Raw genomic sequence first — 2827 nt, forward strand, 5'->3', positions numbered from 1 at the left:
GGTTCCGTCCCGGCGACCTCATCCTGCGGGTGGGTGACCGCGTGGTGGACAGCATGCGCGTGCTGCACGAGGCGGGCGCGGCAGCCGTGGCCGCCGGGCAGGACGTGCGCTTTACCGTGCGCGGCCCCGGCGATGCCGAGGCGGAACGGGTGCTCACCGTACCCGGCCTGAAGTAGGAATTTTCCGCAGCCGCCCGCGCTGCCCGCATTCCATGGCATTTCGGCCACGGGCACGGCTGCGCAGGGGAGGGTTGCGCTGCGGAATCGGACGAGTTGGAGTTTGATCGCGCCGCCCCGAATGCCTTGCGTCAGCGGGGTGCGTCGCGCCGGAGCATGCCCTTTGGGGCGTGGGAATCCGGCGTGCCAGCGCCAACATGAGCAAACGCACAATCCGCGAACATGCGCGGATACCACTGTCGGAGGATGGAATGTTGTATTGCGCCGTGCTGACTCCCCTCGGCGATGACGGATTCGCCGTGGACTTTCCCGATTTTCCCGACGCCGCTCCCGGCGATGTGGGCGCCGATACTTTGTGCGAGGCCTATGGCGTGGCCGAGGAAGCCCTGGCCGAGCACGTGCGCGGGCTGCTGGCCCGTGGCGAGCCCCTGCCCGAACCCACCCCGCCGGACCGGTTGCCCGCATCCCCGCCAGCCGGAGCCGCCCTGTTCATGGTGCCCGTGCGTCTGGAGCCGCGCCGCGTGGTCAAGGTGACCCTGACCATGACCGAGCAGGAAAAGGAAAAGCTGGATGCCGTGGCCGCCGACTGGAACATGAGCCGGTCGCAGGTGGTGGTGGCGGCTATCCGTGATCTCTGCGACCGGATGGGCTGCCCTTAGCGTTTGCCGCGTCTTCCGACCGATGGCTGCGTCAGGCGGCCCTGACGTATCGGACGAATACGAAAAGAGTATGCGCCCTCACGTCAGGGCCGCCTTCCTTGCTCGCGGCACGAAATCCGCGGCAAACGCCGGGTTGTGCCTGAGGCCGGAAAGACGATGGCTGTGGGACAAACGCCCTCGCGCGCGTGCCGCCTTTCCGCCGCCTGCGCCGGTTGTGCCGTAAGCCCGCGAATGCAATGTCCTAAGGACAAACGCCCTCGCGCGCGGTGTCACGTTTTGTGCTCGATGGCTGCGTAAGGGCCGCCTTCCTTGCCTCCCCGCCAATTCGGCCCCGTCATGCGCGGGCCTGCTGACAGGCCGCGTCGGCGTGCCTATGGTGTGCCGATGCGGCGTTTTTCGTTCATCGCACGACTGTCACGCGGAGTTGCCCATGCCTGAGTTGCCAGAGGTGGAGACCATTGCCTGCGGTTTGCGGCCCCAGTTGACGGGGCGGCGCATCGTGTCCGTTGCGGTACGCAACGAGGGCACGGTGCAGGGCGACGCTGCGGTGTTCTCCCACTGCGTGCCGGGGCGCGTCATTGCCGGTGTGGGGCGGCGCGGCAAGTTGCTGCTGCTGGAGCTGGTCCCGCTGGATGGCCCGGGCGGACCGGACGCCCCGGATGCCACAGGCGGTGGAGCGGGCGGGCCGGATGCGGCAGGGCCTGCTGGTGCAGCGGTTGATGCTCCGTCCGATGTTCCGCCAGACGCGGCAGACCTGATGACCTGCCGCGACGCGGCGGGCAAGATGGCCGGTTCCAGCGCGACAGGCGCGGCGGGCGCTTCCGACAACACGGACAACACGGACAACACGGGCAACACGGTAAGCACGGGTAGCGCGGGCGGAAACCGCGTGCCGCATCTGCTGGGCGTGCATCTGAAGATGACCGGACGGCTGTTTGTCTACGGGCCGGAGGTGGCGCCCAACACCCATACCCGCGTGATCTTCGGGCTGGATGACGGCAACCGGCTGTTCTTCGACGATGCGCGCAAGTTCGGTTACGTGCGGGCCCTGTCCGAGGCCGATCTGGCCACGTGGGATTTCTGGCGGTCGCTGGGGCCGGAGCCGCTGGAGATTGCCGCGCCGGACTTCGCGGCGCTGTTCCGGGGGCGGCGGGGGCGCATCAAGGCGCTGTTGCTGGACCAGACGGTCATTGCGGGCATCGGCAACATCTACGCCGACGAATCGCTGTTCCGGGCGTCCATCCGGCCCGATGCGCAGGCCGGGGAGCTTTCGCCCGATCGGTTGCGCGTTCTGCACGGCCATCTGGTGGACGTGCTGCGCGAATCCATCGCCGAATGCGGCAGTTCCATCCGCGACTACCGCGATGCCCACGGCGATGCCGGGGCCTTCCAGAACCGCTTCCGGGTATACGGCAGGTCCGGGCAGCCGTGCGTGGCCTGCGGACGCACGCTGACCACGGGCAAGGTGGGCGGGCGCACCACGGTATTCTGCGAGCGTTGTCAGAAGTTGAAATAGCCAGAAGCCGAAATAGCCGGAGAGGGACAGGGCGGGGGTAGGGCACAGGCCGTGCCGGGCATGGCAAGTGGACGGCATTACGCGATGTGGCCGCGCAGCCACCCGGTACGGGAGAATCGAAGCCACATTCCGACCCCGTACCTTCGGCATGTCTGCGTGGAGGGCCGCGGCATGTTCGTCAAGGCTGGCCGTTCGCCCGGCGCTACTGCCCGCCGTCGGCGTCGTCGCCGTCCCCGTCGCGGGCGGTGGTGATGCTGGCCGGCCCGGGCCAGACGCGAGTACCCTCCGTGCCGCCGATCTCGCCCGCACCCCACCGGGCCTGTATCTGGCCCGATTCCGCCGTGACCAGCAGGGGAATGTTCCGTGCCGCCAGCGCGGCGCGGGTGTCCGCCACGGGAAAGCCCCAGCGGTTGCGGTAGCCCGCGCTGGCCAGGGCCACGGAGGGGCGCACCGCGTCCAGCAGTTGCGGCAGCAGC

At 68.8% G+C, this 2827-nt stretch carries 3 protein-coding genes; 2 read left to right on the forward strand and 1 reads right to left on the reverse strand.

Going from position 1 to position 2827, the window contains the following annotated elements; translation table 11 throughout:
* The first annotated feature begins 427 nt into the window (after positions 1–427).
* Entirely contained in the window at positions 428–835 is a 408-nt protein-coding gene (locus tag FVW20_RS11745; RefSeq protein ID WP_196609758.1) for a type II toxin-antitoxin system HicB family antitoxin, read from the forward strand.
* Between the two features lie 430 nt (positions 836–1265).
* Complete coding sequence (locus FVW20_RS11750; RefSeq protein ID WP_196609759.1) at positions 1266–2351, forward strand: Fpg/Nei family DNA glycosylase; 1086 nt, start codon at positions 1266–1268, stop codon at positions 2349–2351.
* A 202-nt stretch (positions 2352–2553) separates the two neighbouring features.
* Here the strand turns inward: FVW20_RS11750 and FVW20_RS11755 are convergent.
* Positions 2554–2827 (reverse strand): ComEC/Rec2 family competence protein (locus FVW20_RS11755; protein WP_196609760.1); only part of this gene is annotated, 274 nt, incomplete at its 5' end.

The sequence above is a fragment of the Nitratidesulfovibrio oxamicus genome, from assembly GCF_015731765.1.
GTDB lineage: Bacteria > Desulfobacterota > Desulfovibrionia > Desulfovibrionales > Desulfovibrionaceae > Cupidesulfovibrio > Cupidesulfovibrio oxamicus.